This window comes from Kitasatospora fiedleri, assembly GCF_948472415.1.
Lineage (GTDB): Bacteria > Actinomycetota > Actinomycetes > Streptomycetales > Streptomycetaceae > Kitasatospora > Kitasatospora fiedleri.
This window is the reverse complement of record NZ_OX419519.1, coordinates 7325671-7341636: the sequence shown is the minus strand read 5'-3', so window position 1 is coordinate 7341636 and position 15966 is coordinate 7325671. Positions and strand designations below refer to the sequence as shown.

The following is a 15966-nucleotide window of genomic DNA, read 5'->3' as shown; positions in this document are numbered from 1 at the left end:
GTGTCCGTTTCTTGCCGGTTCTTACCAGAAGTTGGGCAGGCTGTAGCGGTAGGTGTTGGTCCGGTGCCAGTAGTGGTTGCCGTCCACCCAGGCGGCCACCCCGCGCAGGAAGCGCAGCAGCGGCGGGGCCGGACAGGCGGCGGCGAGGGCGGCGGACTCGGCCTCGAAGGCGTGCATCAGCTCGTTGTGGACCTCGACGGCCTTCAGGTAGCCGTCCCGGTCGGAGAGCCCCTCGCGTTCGGCGATCACCACGGGCAGGTTGAGGTGGCGGCCGGGGCCGGCCAGCTCCTTGGTGTACGAGTAGAGGTCGTTGACCAGGGTGGTCGCGTTCCCGGCGAGCGCGATGACCCGCTGGGTCCCGGGCCTCGCGTGCAGGTCAGCCGGCAGTTCGTAGCCGCCGACGGTGTCGGTGATGGTCGGGCAGGGGCGGAAGTTGTTGAACTGGCGCATCGCCAGGTACTCCCACACCTCGGGCACGTGGTCGGTCTCGGCCCAGGCGGCCTCGGCCAGGTAGCCCAGGTGCAGGCGCGCCATGTCGTGCCGGTAGCGGTCGGCCTGCGCGGGGGTCGCGGCGCCGGTGAAGTACGCCATGGCGGAGCGGTAGGCGCGGCGCGGGGCGTCCGAGCCGAGCGACTCGGCCCAGCCCGGCGCGTACTCCGCGGTGGTGTGCAGCGGGTCGATGGCGGTGTGCGCGAGCAGCAACCGGCTGCCGAGGCCGACCGGGGAGCCGCCGTGGTCCTCGCAGTAGCAGTCGTCGACCGCGTTCTCGGCGACCATCAGGCGGGTGGCCAGCATCAGGTGGTCGACGGTGGGGGCGTCCGGGTGGCAGGCCACCATGTAGCGCCCGACCGAGAAGCCGTCGAACTCGCCCTCCCACTCGTCGGGGAACAGGTCCACCTCGTCCACCGCCCAGTCCTTGATCCGGCGGCTGACCTCGGCCACCCGGACGGGGTCGGGCTCCGGCACCGGGTGGTGGTAGAGGCCGGGCACCGGGGTGCCCTCCGCCGGGGTGACGGCGGGCGGCTCCGGGACGGGGGCGGGCTGCGGCGGCGCGGCCGGTGCCGGGAGGCGGGGCAGCAGCAGACCGCCCGTCCCGAGTCCGCTGGGGCCGCGCAGGATTCGCTCCAGCCCGCCGCCGGGCGCGGCGGGTACGGCGGGTACGGCGGGGGCAGCGGCGGAGGCGGTGGATGCGTCGGGTGCGGGTGCGGGTGCGGGTGCGGTGGCGATGGTGGCGGGCAGGCCGGGCAGCGCGGGGAAGGCGGCCGGGGTGGCGGGGGCCGGGGGCGGAGAGGAAGGCCCTGGCTCGGGCATCCTGGACTCCTTACTGGGAGGGGGCGGTCTGGTCGGGACGGCCGGCGGAGGTGCGTCCGGGCGTGCGGACGGGGGCGGGCGGCGTGCGACCGTCCGCCACGAGCGGGGATCTCGCGGTCAGCCTGCGCCGGGAGCGTCCGCGGCCGCGTTCGGCGGGTCCACCCGCGTCCGTGTACGCGTCCGCGTCGGCAGCGGCGCCGGTTCCACGACCGAGCCGGCCTCAACGGTCATGGGTCCAACACTCCTTGGAGAATGCAGAATTGACGAACGGTCAGCAGTTGCGACCGGCTCGGTCGGATCTTGAGGAACGCTAACGCTCCGTAGGCGCGCTCCGCCCGCGAGGCCGGGGGTATTTACCTCGATGCGGTGATCTTGCGAATCCCGAGGTTTACCCGGCCCGCCCCGGTCGCGCGCGAACGCCCCGCCCCCGCGCGGCGGCGGGACGGGGGCGTTCGACGTCCGGCGGGCTGGACGGGTCGGACGGGTCAGGCGGGTCAGGCGGTGGTGCAGGCGGTGCCGTTGAGGGTGAAGGCGGGCAGCGCGGCGGGGGTGCCGGTGGCCTGGAAGCCGAAGGACGCGGTGCCGCCGGGGGCGAGCGTGCCGTTCCAGCCCGCGTCGGTGGCGGTGACGGCCGCGCCGCTCTGGACCACCTGGGCGTTCCAGGCGTTGCTGACTGCCTCGTTGCCCCGGTACGTCCAGGCCAGCTTCCAGCCGGAGACGGTGCCGCTGCCGGTGTTGCGCACCGTCACGTCGGCGGTGAACCCGCTGCCCCAGCTGCTGCCCACGGTGTAGCTGACCGCGCACCCCGTGACCGGCCGGGTCGGACCACCGCTCGCGCTCGGCGAGGAGGAGGGAGAGGGGGAGAGGGAGGGGAGGGAGATGCCGACGGAGAAGGGGACGGGGACGGGGAGGCCGAGGAGGACGGCGAGGGAGAGGGCGAAGGGGAGGGGGACGAGGACGGGCCGGTGCCGCCGCCCGGTTCGGCGCCCCACTGCGGTACTCCCCCGTCCAGCAGCCGGATGTTGGCCGCGTCCACCGGCGTCGAGCCGGGGACCAGCGAAATACCCTGGTACGACCAGTCGTTGGTGGGGTCCCAGGCGCCCGAGGAGGCGATCCGGAACTGCACCTCCTTGCGGTAGGCGGACTGCCCGGCCGGGGCGATCACGGTGGTGGAGCAGTCGACCGTGACGTAGTAGGTGGAGCCCGCGTAGAGCGTCGGGCCGCTGACCGCGCCGCACTGGTTGTAGTTGGTGGTCAGGGTGATCTGGCTCGGGCTCACGCCCGGTTCCAGGGTGAAGTAGTAGCGGAGCGCGGCGTTCTTGAGCGGGCGGGCCGGCCAGGCCGACTTGTTGATCAGGTACGCCTTGATCTCGGTGAAGTGAGGGCCGGCGGCGTTCACCGCGGCCTGGACGGACATCTCCGGGCCGTCCGGGGTCTCCTTCGGCGGGAAGTTCGCGAGCGGGGCGCCGCCGTACTCGCCGTAGAGCCGGGCCAGTGCGCCGGTGAAGGCGGCGTTGTAGTCGGTGGCGACCTCGTTGTTGACGTAGTTGGAGCGGTCGTCGGTGTAGGAGTCGTCGGCCGAGCTCGGGCCGCCGACCAGGGCGCCGATCAGGGTGTGACGGCTGTTGACGGGGTTGGTGAGCTGGTCGGTCCAGGAGCCGTGGGCGGTGCGGTGGTGCGGGTTCTTCGGGGGGTTGGCGCCGTAGCCGATCAGGTAGCTGGACTTGCGGGGGTTGTCGCCGAGCGCGTAGTCGATCTGGCGGAGCGCGAAGTCGTGGTAGCGGGCCTTGCGGGTGGGGTCGCCGGTGAGCGTGTCGGAGTAGACCAGCGCCACGAAGGAGGTGTTGGCGGCGTAGCGCAGCGAGCCCCAGGAGTCGAGCACGGCCTCGCCGCCCGGCGAGTACTTGACCTGGCTGCCGTTGACGCCGACGGTCCACCAGTCCAGCCAGCGGTTGGCGTCGTCGACGTACTGCTGTTTGCCGGTGAGTTGGGCCAGCAGCACGTAGGCGCCGTAGGACTTGTCGTCCCAGGCGATCGTCCACTTGTAGGACTTGGTCGTGGTCTGCGGCTCGGTGGAGAGATTGGCGTAGTAGCTCTCGGCCTTGGCCAGGTAGCTGCTGTCGCCGGTGGCCTTGTAGAGCCAGATCGCGCCCCAGACCAGTTCGTCGTTGTAGCCGCTCCAGGAGTTGTAGTAGCCCTGGGCGTCCTTGATGCAGTCGCTGTACTTGCCGCGGTAGGTGTCGGCGAAGGTGTACAGCTGCTTGGCGTGGGTGAGCAGGGTCGCCGCGTACGCCGGATCGCTGTCGGCGAAGACGAGGGACGAGGAGGCGAGCGCGGCGGCCGTCTCGCCCGCCAGGTCCGAGCCGGGGCAGGAGGCGTCGATCCTGTACGCGGGCCGGGCCATCGGCAGCACCTCGGCCGGGCCCCACCAGGCGTGGTCGGCCGAGCCGTTGCCGACCTGGCCGTAGAGCACGTTCGGGGCGGGGTGCGCCTTGAGCAGGTAGTCGTCGACGAAGCGCAGGTTGTTCTTGAGGTACGGCAGTTGCCCGGAGGCGGTGTAGCCCTGTTTCTCGGCGATGCCGCCCCAGGCCAGCATGGTGGTCGACGCGGCCATCGGCAGGCCGAACTTGACGTGGTCGCCCGCGTCGTACCAGCCGCCGGTGAGGTCGAGCCCGACGTCCTTGCCGTCGTCGAGCGCGGAGTCGCCGCGCCAGCCGACCCGGTTGGTGGCGGGCAACTTGCCCGACTGCTGGGCCTCGTAGAAGAGCAGCGACTTCTGTAGCGCCTCGCCGTAGTTGAACGCGGACGCGGACGCGGCGGCGGCGCCGTCGGCAGCGGCGGTGTCGGCAGCGGCGGTGTCGGCAGCGGCGGTGTCGGCAGCGGCGGCGGGCGCGGTGTGCAGCGGCAGCAGCGCGCCGGCGGCCAGGGCCCCGGCCGCGAGCAGTCCGCAGAGGGCGCGCCGGGCGGAGCCGGGAGGCCGGGGAACGGCCGTGCGGCGGACGGGCGCGGGTGCGCCGGGCGGGCCGGGTGGGGGTGCGGCGGGGTGCGGCATGGTGTCCTTCCGGGGCGGCTGCGGGGTGGGGGCGTGGGGGTAGCCGATCGGATGGCCCGTGACCTGCCCGAACACAATGGGAGCGCTCCCACACCCCGAGCGGCTCGGGACGGTGTCGACAGGCGGTGGGCGGCGTCCATGGTGGCCACGCCGCCGCACCGGTGTCAATGAACAACTCGTAAGTTACAGAAGGGGGTTGACGCCACAGCCGGAGCCGGCGGGAACCCCCGCACCGCCCCGGCCCGCCGGCCCCCCGCACCGCCCCGGCCCCCGGCCCGCCGATCCGCCCCGCTGACGCGGTGGCCGGATGCGTCCGCCGGAGCGGGCCGCGGTCTTTCCCCGGCGAGGGTCCGGGAGATGCTGTCCGGGAGGAGGACGCCATGAGCTGGATGGGACCGAGCACCGCCGACGAGGTGATCGTTCCCGACGTGGTCGGGATGATCGTGACCGAGGCGCGGAAGACCGCGTGGGCGGCGGGGGTGGTCATCGCCGCCGCCGATCCGGACGGACCGCCGGTCCGGGCCCTGACCTGGCCCGGGGTCTGGGTGGTCACCGCCCAGGACCCCGCCCCCGGCTCCCGGATGCGCCGCCGGGGCTCCCTGGTGATCGAGTTCGAGCCCGTCCCGGACGGCGGGGCGGCGGCGGGCCGGGAACCGGGGCCCCCGTCGCCCTGAGACGGGCCCGGACGCACCGGACGCCCGGCCCCGTCGTCCGTCAGTGCCCCGCGGACTCCCTCGGGTCCACCGCCTCCCGCCGGTCCACCGTCTCCCGCAGGTCCGCCGCCTCCCGCCGGTCCGCCGCCGGCAGGTCCAGCCAGGCGCAGGCGTCGGCGGGCAGTCGGCCGGCGTCCAGCGGGGCGCTGGTCAGCAGGGGGGTGCTGCCGGGCGGGAGGGGCAGCGGGCGGTCGGTGAAGTTGACCAGGCAGACGAACGAGCCGTCGCGGGTGAAGGCCAGCACGCCGGGGTCGGCGGGCAGCCAGTCGAGGGTCTCGGGCAGTGCGGCGAGGCGGTCGCGGCGCAGCCGCAGGGCGTCGCGGTAGAGGGCGAGCACCGAGTGCGGGTCGGCCTGCTGGGCGGCGACGCTCTGCTCGGCCCAGGCGGCGGGCTGCGGGAGCCAGGGTTCGGCGGCGCCGTCCGGGGAGAAGCCGAACGGGGCCCGGGTGCCGGACCAGGGCAGCGGGACGCGGCAGCCGTCGCGGCCCCGGTCGGTGCCGCCGGAGCGGACGAAGGTGGGGTCCTGGAGCAGCGTGTCGGGGATGTCCTCGACCTCGGCGAGCGCGAGTTCGTCGCCCTGGTAGACGTAGACGCCGCCGGGCAGCGCCATGGTGAGCAGGGCGGCGGCGCGGGCCCGGCGCAGGCCGAGGGCGCGGTCGGTGGGGGCGCCGAGCCGCTTGTTCCCCATGTCGAAGGAGGTGTCCTCGCGGCCGTAGCGGGTGGCGTGCCGGATGGTGTCGTGGTTGGAGAGCACCCAGGTGGGCGGGGCGCCGACCCGGGCGTGCGCGGCCAGGGTGCCGTCGACGACGTCCCGGACGGCGTCGTGCTCCCAGGCGCAGCACAGGAACTCGAAGTTGAAGGCGGAGTGCAGCTCGTCCGGGCGCAGGTAGCGGGCGAACTGCTCGGGGGTGGGGAGCCAGACCTCGCCCACGAAGACCCGGTCGTCGGGGTAGCTGTCGGTGATCTTGCGCCAGGAGCGGTAGACCTCGTGGACGGCGTCGACGTCCTGGTAGGGCAGGTCGGTGACGTCGGGGTGCGGGCCGACGTCGGGCAGGCCGGGCTTCTTGGCCAGGCCGTGGGCGACGTCGATGCGGAAGCCGTCCACGCCGTGGTCCAGCCAGAACCGCAGGACGGACTCGAACTCGGCGCGGACCTCGGGGTGTTCCCAGTTGAGGTCGGGCTGCTCGGGGGCGAACAGGTGCAGGTACCAGTCGCCGGGGGCGCCGTCGGGGCCGGTGGTGCGGGTCCAGGCGGGGCCGCCGAAGTACGACTGCCAGTCGTTGGGCGGGAGTTCGCCGTCGGCGCCGCGGCCGGGGGTGAACCAGAAGCGTTCCCGGGCGGCGGAGCCGGGGTCGGCGGCGAGCGCCTCCCGGAACCAGGGGTGCTGGTCGGAGCAGTGGTTGGGCACCAGGTCGACGATGACCCGCAGGCCGTGGCCGTGGGCTTCGGCGATCAGTTCCCGGGCCTCGGCGAGGGTGCCGAACAGCGGGTCGATGTCGCGGTAGTCGGCGACGTCGTAGCCGCCGTCGGCCATCGGGGAGCGGTACCAGGGGTTGAACCAGAGGGCGTCCACGCCGAGGTCGCGCAGGTACGGCAGGCGGCTGCGCACGCCCGCGAGGTCGCCGACGCCGTCGCCGTTGCCGTCGGCGAAGCTGCGCACGTAGACCTGGTAGATGGCGGCGGTGCGCCACCAGGGCCGGGTGTGGCGTTCGGTGGACTTGCTCACGGGGTTCTTCTCCTTGTTCGTGGACGGGCCCGGGGCCCGGGGCCCGCCCGCGGGTGCGGGCGGGCCTGGACGGGTGGTCGCCGGGGGCCGTGGTGCGGGCGGGCCCGGGCGGGCGGTCCGCCGGGGGACCGTGGGGCGGACGGGCGGACGGGCGGGCGGGGCCGCCGGCCGCTGGTGCGGGCGGGGCTACCAGCCGCTGTTGCCGGTACCGCGCTGGATGGTGAAGCCGCCGGTCACGTTGAGCGGGGCCTCGGCGGTCTGGGAGACCTTGGTGTTGGCGAAGGTGCCCCGGCCGGTGGCGTTGCCCTCGATGCCGTTGGCGCCGGTCCTGGTGATGGTCAGTCCGTCGACGCGCAGGTCGGCGATCTGCTTCTGCCAGGAGAGCAGGAGGCCGCTGTAGGTGGAGTCCTCGACGGTGTTGCCGTTCAGCACGACGGGCTGGGTGAGGTCGCTCTGGTCGGCGTAGATCCAGACCGCGCCGAGCTTGGAGTTCCAGTTGACCTCCATGCTGCCGGTGCGGCGCAGCACGTTGCCGGAGACGGTGGTGGTGCCGGTGAAGGGCTGGCCGAAGCGGGTGGAGACGGTGATGCCGGCGCCGGCGGTGACGGTGTCGGAGATCAGGTTGTCCTGGACGCTGTTGCCGCTGCCGCCGTAGACGGCGGCGCCGTTGGCGAGGGCGGGCAGCTGCACGGTGTTGTGCCGGAAGGCGCTGTCGGTGACGGCCGCGCCGTCGGACCACATGGCCAGCGCGTCGTCGCCGGTGCCGCGGATGCTGCTGTTGGAGACGACGGTGCCGTTCACCGCGCCGTGCAGGTTGACGCCGTCGGCGTAGGTGTCGCGTATCCGCAGGTCGCTGGCCTGGAGGCCCTTGGTGGGCGCGTTGATCCAGAGGCCGACCTTGGTGTGCCGGACCCAGACGTTCCGGATGACGGAGCCGGTGCCGAAGTCGCCCTCGATGCCGGCCTGTCCGTTGGCGTCGTCGCGGACGGTGTTCTGGCCGTCGACGGTCAGGTTCTCGACGGTGCTGGTGCCGCCCTGCCCGTACAGGCCGCCCTTGAGGCCGGTGCCGCGCAGCACGGTGTACCAGACGCCGGCGCCGCGCAGTTTGACGCCGGAGAGGTTGACGTGGTCGGAGACGGTGTAGGTGCCGGCCGGGAGGAACAGGCCCTTGCCCTGGCTCTTGGCCGTGTTCAGGGCGGTGTTGAGGGCGGCGGTGACGTCCGGGCCGCCCGGGGTGACGCCGAGGCTCGCGGCCGACAGGTAGCCGCTGGGCAGGGTCTCGGCGGTACCGGTCTGTTCGGCCTCGACCAGGTCGAGGGTGTAGGAGGCGGCGGTGTCCCCGGCGTCCTTCTGGAAGCGCAGCACGGTGCCGGTCGGCAGGGTGCGGCCGAGGGTGGCGCGGGTCTCGTCGAAGAAGCGGTGGGCCTGCCCCTCGCCGGGGTTGTTGGTGTAGGGGTAGGCGCCGTAGACCCAGGCGTAGCGGGAGGTGAGCGACAGGTCGGGCAGGGCCTGGCCGTCCGCGTAGACGCTGAGGGTGGCGTCGAGGCCCTTGCCGTCGGCGCTGTCGGGGAGGGAGTAGCGCAGGTTGACGGCGTTGGCGGGGGCGGTGAGCTTGATCTCGACGTACTGGCCGGTCTGGGTGAGCTTGACGGCGCTGCGGCCGGAGGCTTCGGCGGCGGTGCTGAGGTAGGTGCGGTCGGGGGTGAGGACGGTGCCGTTGGTGGTGCCGGCCTCGGCCTCGTAGCTGGTGAAGGGGAGGGTGGCGCCCGCGCCGGTGGGGGCCGGGGTGCCCGGGTCGGACGGTGAGGGGCTGGGGCTGCCGGTACCGGTGGGGGTGGTGGGGGTCAGGCTGTCGAGGTTGACGTTGCCGCTGTCGGCGGTGGTGAACTTCAGCGCGACGGTGTTGGTCCCGGCGGCGAGCGTGACGGCCTGCTGGACGGTGGCCCAGCTGTCCCAGTTCGCGGTGGCGGGCAGCGTGACCTGCCCGGCGGAGGCGCCGTTGACCAGCAGGGTGAGCGTCTTGGCGGAGCCGGTGCCGTTGGCGTACCGGAGGGTGACGCTGCCGGTGCCGGCCTGGCCGGAGGGGACGGTGAAGGCGGCGGTGGCGTTGCCCTTGTTGCCGTCGGTGAAGCCGCCGACGAAGCCGCTGCCGGTGTAGCCGGAGTGGTCGGCGGCGACCACCGCGCCGCCGGAGAGCGCGGCGGACTCGGCCTCCAGGGTGCCGCCCTGGGGGGCGGTGCCGGTGGTGGCGGTCAGGTTGTCGAGGTTGACGTTGCCGCTGTCGGCGGTGGTGAAGGCGAGGGCGACGGTGTTCGCGCCGGCGTTCAGGGTGACGGTCTGCTCGCTGCCCGCCCAGGTGTCCCAGTTCGCGGTGGCGGGCAGCGTGACCTGCCGGACCCTGGTGCCGTTGACCAGCAGGCTCAGGGTCTGCGCGGAGCCGGTGCCGTTGGCGTAGCGGAGGGTGACGGTGGCGGCGCCCGCGCTCGGGGCCTGCACGGTGAAGGAGGTCTTCGCCGCGCCCTTGTTGCCGTCGGTGAAGCCGCCGACGAAGCCGCCGCCGGTGTAGCCGGAGTGGTCGGCGGCGACCACCGCGCCGCCGGAGAGCGCGGCGGACTCGGCCTCCAGGACGACGGAGGCGGCCCGGGCGCCGGTGGTGAACGTGGTCCACAGGGCGAGGCCGACGACCAGCGTGGCGGCCGCGGCGAGGGCGGTGCCGCGGGTGGTGCGGCCATGGGTGGTGCGGCTGCGGACGGTCGCGGTGGGGCGGACGGTCGCGGTGGCGCGGGACGTGCCGGGTGCAGGGTACACGTGGGCTCCCGAAGCTGACCGGGGCACGGCGGCTCCCGGTGGGTGGGGGTGGGGTGGGGGCGTTGCGGTGGTGCGGTGGTGCGGCGGTGCGGCGGCACCGGGCGGGTCGGACGACCGCCGCGGCCGGTGCCGGGTCGGTGGGGCGGCCGTCGTCCCCGGGAGGTCGGCACCGGGGACGACGGCCCGCGCGGAGCGGGAGGGATGGCCGACGGAGCGTCGGCCCTCTTGCTGGAGGTCGGTTCTCAGCCCTTGAGGCTGCCGGCGGTCAGGCCCGCCATGATGTGGCGCTGGAACAGCAGGAAGATCACCAGCAGCGGGACGGCGGCCATCGCCATGCCGGCCAGCAGCTGGTTGGCGGGCATGTCGTTGGCGAGCGTGTTGAGGGCGACGGTGATCGGCTGGCCCTTGGGGTCGGGCAGCGTCAGCATCGGCCACAGGAAGTCCTTCCACACCCCGACCACCGCGAAGATGGACACCACGGCGAGCACCGGCCGGGCCAGCGGCAGCACGACGTGCAGCAGGATGCGGACCGGCCCCGCGCCGTCGATCCGGGCGGCGTCGATCAGCTCCTCGGGGATCTGGTCGAAGAACCGCTTCAGCACGAAGATGTTGAAGGCGTTGGCGCAGGCGGGCAGCCAGATCGCGAACGGCGTGTTGATCAGGTTGACGTGGATCAGCGGGATGTCCACCACCGTCAGGTAGGTGGGCACCAGCAGCGCGGACACCGGCAGCATCAGGGTGGCCAGCATCATCGCGAGGACGACGTTGCCCAGCACCGGCCGCAGCTTGGACAGCGCGTACGCCGCGCAGACGTCCACCAGCAGCTGGCACAGCAGCGCCCGGCGGCCAGCAGCAGGGTGTTGAGGAAGTAGCGGCCCAGTCCGGTGCTGCTCCACGCCTGGGCGTAGCTCTCGGGTGGAAGCTGTGCGGGACCAGGGTCGGGCTGGGGTCGGCGAGTTCGGCGGAGGACTTCAGCGCGCCGGAGACCATCCAGTACAGCGGGAAGACGAACGCCGCGGTGAAGGTGACCAGGACGGTGCCCAGCACGGCGCGGTAGAGCAGCCGGCCGAGCGGCCGGTCGAGCTCGGCGGGGGCGACCAGGGTGCGGGCGGCGGATTCGGCGGTGGCCATGGCGGGTTCCTCTCAGCCCTTGGAGCGGGTCAGGCGCAGGTAGAGCCCGGCGAAGGCGCCGAGGACGACGAACAGGACCGTGCTCATCGCGCTGGCCAGGCCGAAGTCGTTGTAGACGAAGGCGTAGCGGTACAGCAGCAGCAGGACGGTGACGGTGGCGTCGTTCGGTCCGCCGCCGGTCAGCACGAAGGGTTCGATGAACACCTGCATGGTGCCGATGACCTGGAGCAGCAGGGTGATCAGCAGGATGAAGCGCATCTGCGGGATCGTCACGTGCCACAGCCGCTGCCGGATCGAGGCACCGTCGAGCTGGGCGGCCTCGTACAGTTCGCCGGGCACGCCCTGGAGGGCGGCGAGGTAGATCAGCGTGGTGGTGCCCATGTTGGCCCAGGTGGAGACCAGGACCAGCGAGAGCATCGACAGGTTCTCCGACTCCAGCCACTGCTGCGGGGGCAGGTGCAGGACCGCCAGCGCGTGGTTGAACAGGCCCGGGCCCGGGTCGTAGAACCAGCGCCACAGCAGCACGGTGACGATCGGCGGGAGCATCACCGGCAGGTAGACGGTCATCCGCAGGTAGGCGCGGCCGTGGCGCAGCTCGTTGAGGACGACGGCGGTGACGAACGGGGCGGCGAAGCCGAACACCAGGGCCAGCGCGGTGAACCAGAGGGTGTTGCGCCAGGCGGTGAGGAACAGCGGGTCGTCGAACAGGCGCTGGAAGTTGTCCAGGCCGACCCAGCGGGCGGGTTCGGTGAAGTTGACCTGCTGGAAGCTCAGCAGGAAGCCGCGGACGATCGGGTACCAGGAGAACAGCGCGAAGGCGAGGATGCCGGCGGCGAGGAACAGGTACCCGACGAGGTTGTCGGCGAGGCGGCGCCGCAGTCCCGCCCGGCGCGGGGAGGAGGACGGGGGCGGTGCGGGGTCGGTGGCGGGCCGCTGCTCGGTGGGGCGCGGCGCGCCGACGGTGTCGACCTTCATGGGCGGGTGGCTTTCGGCTCGGACGGGAGCGGGAGGACGGGCCGTGGGCTTGCGGCCCGGGCGGGGGCGGGGGGACCGGCGGGGGCGGGCGGTCGGACAGGGCGCGGCCGGCGGCGGCGGGAGGTGGTCGGCCGGCCGCGCCCCGGGCTCACTGCGCGGTGGCGAGGATGGTGTCGACCTTCTTCTGCGCGTCCTTCAGCAGGCCGTCGAGGTCGGCGTCCTGCTTGGTCAGCACGGCCTGCATCACGCCGTCCAGCACGGTGTAGATCTGCTGCGCGTTCGGCGGCTCGACCTTGACCTTCACCTCGGCGGCGCGGTCGGTGAACGGCTGGTAGTTGCGCTGCGGGACGTTGGCGTACTTAGCGTGCACCGCCCTGGTGGTCTCGCCGCTCTTGCCGTCGAACAGGTCGGGCTGGGGCAGGCCGATCGGGATGTCGGAGCCGGCCGACTTCTTGGTGGTCTCCTCCTCGCGGTCCGGGTTCAGGTACTTCCACTGGACCCAGGCGAGGCCGGCCTTGATCTTGGCCGGGCTGTCCTTGGGGTTGAACATGAAGCCGTCGCCGCCGCCGAGCGTCGCGGTGCCGGGCATCGCGGCCAGGCCGTACTCGTCGTACTTGCGCTCGAACTGCTTGACGATGGTGGGGATGTTGTCGGGGCCGGCGAGGTACATGCCGAGCTTGCCCGCGCCCATCATCTTCTGGACGTCGGGGATCTCCAGCAGCTGGCGGCTGCCCATGGTGTCGTCGGTCCACCGCATGTCGTGCAGGTACTGGAGGGCCTTGCGGGACGCGTCGGAGTCGACCGCGGCCTTCCACTTGCCCGCGTCGTCCTGGGTGGCGACGTCGCCGCCCAGCGAGTAGATCCACGAGGTCAGGTGCCAGCCGCCCTGGTTGTTCTTGGAGAAGTCGGCGTAGCCGGTGACGCCGTCGCCGAGCGCGGTGATCTTCTGCGCGGCGGTGCGGACCTCGTCCCAGCTGGTCGGCGGCTTGTCCGGGTCGAGCCCGGCCTTGGTGAACAGCTCGCGGTTGTAGACCAGGCCCATCGAGTAGTTGCCGGTGGGCAGGCCGTAGACCTTGCCGTCCCGGCCCTTGAAGACGTCCTGCAACGCGGGCTTGACGTCGGCGAGGGCGGGGACGTCCTTCAGGTAGGGGGTGATGTCCGCGGCCTGGTGGCGCTGGATCAGGCCAGCCGGGTCGGTGAAGTAGACGTAGTAGACGTCCTCCAGCTGACCGCCGGCGAGCTTCGCGGCGAAGGTCTTCGGGTCCATCATGCCCTCGTGGGCGTCGATCCTGATGTTCGGGTGGCCGGCCTCGAACGCCTTGACGTCGTCCTCGAAGTTCTTGCGGTCCACGGTCTGGGTGGCCGGGGGGAGCCCGTTGACGGAGATGGTGACCACTCCCCCGGCGTCGCCGCTGCCACTGCCGCTGCCGCCGCTGCCGCACGCGGTGGCGGCGAAGGCGGTGGCCGCGGCCAGTGCCACGGCGGAGACCCGGCGGATTCTGTTGCTGCCCATGCTGATTCGGACCTTCCGTGGATCCTGCAACCGCTTGCGCCGAGCCCGGCTCGCAGCGCAAACGGTATGAGGGAGGAAGAGGCCCGGATCGGTGGCACCGGGCGCTCGTCGGTGACCCGAACACTGACATTGTGAACGCAAGAAGTCAACGGGATGACGCAACATGCTTGCGTTACGAACCGGTTTCGTGGCCCCCGCCGCCTCGGGCGGCCACGGTGGCGGGTGCCGTGCAGGTCGACCCGCGCACGATCAGCTCGGGCTCGAACAGCACCTCCTCGACGGGCAGCCGACGGCCCTCGATCTGCTCCACCAGCGCCTTCGCCGCCGCGGCGGCCATCGCGGCGACGGGCTGGCGCACCGTGGTGAGCGGCGGATCGGTGGCGATCATGTACGGGGAGTCGTCGAAGCCGACCACCGAGACGTCCCGCGGCACGACCAGCCCCTCCCGCCGCAGCCGCCGGATCGCCCCCAGCGCCAGCGCGTCGCTCGCGCACACCACCGCGCTCGCCCCGGCCTCCACCAGCCGGGGCGCGGCGGCGGCCCCGCCGTCCATCGAGAACATCGCGTGGGCCACCAGCCGGCTCAGTTCCCCCTCCCGCCCGCGGCGGCGCAGGTGCCGGGCGAACGCGTCCAGTTTGTGCACGGACGGCACGTGTCCGGCCGGGCCGAGCAGCAGTCCGATCCGCTCGTGCCCGAGCGCCTCCAGGTGCGCCACGGCCTGCTCGACGGCCGCCTCGTCGTCCACCGAGATCAGCGCCGAACCGCGGTGTCCGTCCGCCGCGTTGATCAGCACCACCGGCACCTCGCGCTCGCGCAGCGCCCGCCCCTGCTCGGGCCCGGCGTCCGCGTAGCTGGCCCCCACGAAGACGATGCCCGCCACGTTCTGCCGCAGCAGCATCTCGATGTAGTTGGCCTCCGAGACACCGTCGGCCGTCCGGGTGCACAGCACCGGCATCAGCCCCTGCTTGCTCAACGCCCCTGCCAGCACCTCGCAGAACCCGGGGAACACCGGGTTCTGCAGGTCGGGCACCACCAGTCCGACCAGCGGCGCCCGGTCCGAGCGGAACGCCGAGGGCCGCTCGACCCCCATCACGTCCAGCGCCGTCAGCACCGCCTCCCTGGTCTCCCGCGCCACCCCCGGCCGGTTGCGCAGCACCCGGCTCACCGTCACCGCGCTCACACCGGCGAACCGGGCCACCTCGTCCAGCTTCTTCGTCATGGCCGAAGCGTATCGAGCTTCACGCAAAAAAACGACCGATCTATGAAAATGGACGAAAGCGGGTGCGCTACCACTTGAGTGCGCGCGTCGGACGGTGGCGGCCCGGCAGCAGAGGGCGGGGCGGAGGCCAGGAAAGGAGGCCCGGACAGCGGCCGGGGGCGAGAGGCCGGGGGTGAGGAGCCGGGGGTGAGGGGCCGGGACCAGCGGAGGCCGGGGGGCGGAGGCCGGGGGGTGCCCGCGCTGCGGTCCGCCCGGGGCCGGCGGGGTGTCACGGCCCCGCCGGCCCGGCCAACGGGTGAGGTTCCACGGTAGGGGCGGGGGCGGGAAAGGGGCAGGGGCCGAACGTCCCGGGTGGCGGGAGGTTCGGCCCCTGGGGGCGGGCGGCGGTCCGTCGGGCCCCGTGTCCCGGCGGGCGGGCCGTCAGAGCAGCGGGCGGACGTGCTCGGCGAAGGTGTAGGACTCCTCCAGGTGCGGGTAGCCGGAGAGGACGAACTCGTCGACGCCCGCGTCGCGGTACTCGGCGAGGCGGTCGGCGACCTCGCGGTGGCTGCCGACCAGGGCGGTGCCCGCGCCGCCGCGGACCAGGCCGATGCCGGCCCAGAGGTTGGGGGCGATCCAGAGCCGGTCGCGGCTGCCGCCGTGCAGGTCGAGCATCCGGCGCTGGCCGACCGACTCCAGGGCGCGCAGCCGCTGCTGTCCGGCGGCGATCGCGCTGTCGTCGAGCCCGGCGATCAGGTCGTCGGCGTCCTGCCGGGCGCGGGCGGCGGTGGCCCGGCTCAGCACGTGCACCCGCAGGCCGAAGCGCGGGGAGCGGCCCTGCGCGGCGGCCAGCTCGCGGACCCGGGCGATCTTCTCGGCGACCTGCTCGACGGGTTCGCCCCAGGTCAGGTAGGTGTCGGCGTGCCGGGCGGCGACGTCGAGCGCGGGGTCGGAGGAGCCGCCGAAGTAGACCTCGGGCACCGGCTCGGGGGGCTGGCGCAGGTGCCCGCCCTCGATCCGGTAGTGCGGGCCCGCGTGGTCGTACGGGGTGCCGCGCCAGGCGGCCCGGACCACGTCGAGGAACTCGCCGGCCCGGGCGTACCGTTCGTCGTGGTCGAGCCGGTCGCCGTAGCCGCGCTGCTCGGCGTCGCTGCCGCCGGCCACCACGTTGAGCAGCAGCCGGCCGCCGGAGAGGCGCTGGAAGGTGGCGGCGGTCTGCGCGGCGAGCGCGGGTTCGATCAGGCCGGGGCGGAAGGCGACCAGGAACTTGAGCCGGCGGGTGGCGGCGATCAGCGCGGCGGTGGTGATCCAGGCGTCCTCGCAGTGCGCACCGGTCGGGGTCAGTACCGCGTCGTAGCCCAACTGGTCGACGGCCTGCGCGAGTTGGGTGAGGTAGCCGAGGGTGGCGGGGCGGCCGGCCGGGGCGCCGGCGGACGCGCCGCCGATGCCGGTGCCGTGGGCCGCGCCGCCCAGGTCGCGGGCGTCGCCGCCGGTCGGCAGGAACCAGTGGAAGGCGGTGGTGGGGCGGTCGGCCATGGC

Annotated in this window: 10 protein-coding genes and 1 pseudogene; 1 reads left to right on the top strand and 10 read right to left on the bottom strand. The window is 73.3% G+C overall.

All coding sequences use genetic code 11. From position 1 onward, the window contains the following. Positions 1 to 21: 21 nt before the first annotated feature. From QMQ26_RS33355 to QMQ26_RS33345, 3 genes are all read right to left on the bottom strand, one after another. Entirely contained in the window at positions 22 to 1311 is a 1290-nt protein-coding gene (locus QMQ26_RS33355) for a family 2 encapsulin nanocompartment cargo protein terpene cyclase (RefSeq protein ID WP_282203872.1), read from the bottom strand. Positions 1312 to 1805: 494 nt separating this feature from the next. Beyond that, complete coding sequence (locus QMQ26_RS33350; RefSeq protein WP_282203871.1) at positions 1806 to 2096, bottom strand: cellulose binding domain-containing protein; 291 nt, start codon at positions 2094 to 2096, stop codon at positions 1806 to 1808. Then, on the bottom strand, positions 2057 to 4363 hold the full coding sequence (locus tag QMQ26_RS33345; RefSeq protein ID WP_282203870.1) for a glycoside hydrolase family 9 protein: 2307 nt from the start codon (positions 4361 to 4363) through the stop codon (positions 2057 to 2059). The genes QMQ26_RS33350 and QMQ26_RS33345 overlap by 40 nt, the downstream gene beginning before the upstream one ends. 380 nt (positions 4364 to 4743) lie before the next feature. On the opposite strand from QMQ26_RS33345, the gene QMQ26_RS33340 reads away from it, so the two are divergent. After that, a complete protein-coding gene (locus tag QMQ26_RS33340; RefSeq protein ID WP_282203869.1) occupies positions 4744 to 5037 on the top strand; it encodes a PASTA domain-containing protein in 294 nt (97 codons plus the stop codon). A gap of 40 nt (positions 5038 to 5077) precedes the next feature. Here the strand turns inward: QMQ26_RS33340 and QMQ26_RS33335 are convergent, their stop codons facing one another. The 7 genes and pseudogenes from QMQ26_RS33335 to QMQ26_RS33305 all read right to left on the bottom strand — a co-directional run bounded on the left by QMQ26_RS33335 (position 5078) and on the right by QMQ26_RS33305 (position 15963). Further along, positions 5078 to 6802, bottom strand: coding sequence for a glycoside hydrolase family 13 protein (locus QMQ26_RS33335; RefSeq protein ID WP_282203868.1), 1725 nt, complete (start codon positions 6800 to 6802; stop codon positions 5078 to 5080). 186 nt (positions 6803 to 6988) lie between these two features. Continuing rightward, the gene (locus tag QMQ26_RS33330; RefSeq protein ID WP_282203867.1) at positions 6989 to 9610 is read right to left on the bottom strand and encodes a carbohydrate-binding protein; all 2622 of its coding nucleotides are present in this window, start codon (positions 9608 to 9610) and stop codon (positions 6989 to 6991) included. A 242-nt stretch (positions 9611 to 9852) separates the two neighbouring features. Next, positions 9853 to 10741 (bottom strand): annotated as a pseudogene (locus QMQ26_RS33325) (carbohydrate ABC transporter permease). A gap of 12 nt (positions 10742 to 10753) precedes the next feature. Beyond that, positions 10754 to 11716 (bottom strand): carbohydrate ABC transporter permease, encoded by a 963-nt coding sequence (locus QMQ26_RS33320; RefSeq protein ID WP_282203866.1) that lies wholly within the window; start codon positions 11714 to 11716, stop codon positions 10754 to 10756. Between the two features lie 148 nt (positions 11717 to 11864). Continuing rightward, positions 11865 to 13229: an extracellular solute-binding protein gene (locus tag QMQ26_RS33315; protein ID WP_282203865.1), complete on the bottom strand. Its 1365-nt coding sequence runs from the start codon at positions 13227 to 13229 to the stop codon at positions 11865 to 11867. Between the two features lie 172 nt (positions 13230 to 13401). Then, on the bottom strand, positions 13402 to 14448 hold the full coding sequence (locus QMQ26_RS33310; RefSeq protein WP_282203864.1) for a LacI family DNA-binding transcriptional regulator: 1047 nt from the start codon (positions 14446 to 14448) through the stop codon (positions 13402 to 13404). A 420-nt stretch (positions 14449 to 14868) separates the two neighbouring features. Further along, entirely contained in the window at positions 14869 to 15963 is a 1095-nt protein-coding gene (locus QMQ26_RS33305) for an LLM class flavin-dependent oxidoreductase (protein ID WP_100839081.1), read from the bottom strand. Positions 15964 to 15966 lie beyond the last annotated feature (3 nt).